The organism is Hoeflea sp. BAL378 (genome assembly GCF_000759435.1).
Lineage (GTDB): Bacteria > Pseudomonadota > Alphaproteobacteria > Rhizobiales > Rhizobiaceae > Hoeflea.
On the sequence record NZ_JRJG01000248.1, the window covers coordinates 1 to 332 of the forward strand.

Here is a 332-nt window from a genome sequence, read left to right on the forward strand (position 1 = left end):
CGTGAAGACGTCGAGCGTGGCCAGATCCTGTGCAAGCCGGGTTCGGTCAAGCCGCACACCAAGTTCACGGCTGAAGCCTACATCCTGACCAAGGAAGAGGGTGGCCGTCACACGCCGTTCTTCACCAACTACCGTCCGCAGTTCTACTTCCGCACGACGGACGTGACGGGCATCGTGACGCTGCCGGAAGGCACCGAAATGGTGATGCCGGGCGACAACATCTCGGCTGAAGTGGCGCTGATCGTTCCGATCGCGATGGAAGAGAAGCTGCGCTTCGCCATCCGCGAAGGCGGCCGCACCGTCGGCGCCGGCATCGTCGCCACGATCATCGA

The 332-nt window shown here is 63.0% G+C and carries 1 pseudogene; it reads left to right on the top strand.

Annotated features, from left to right (window positions below):
* Positions 1-332: pseudogene (gene tuf, locus LL06_RS25590) on the top strand (elongation factor Tu); the annotation flags it as partial.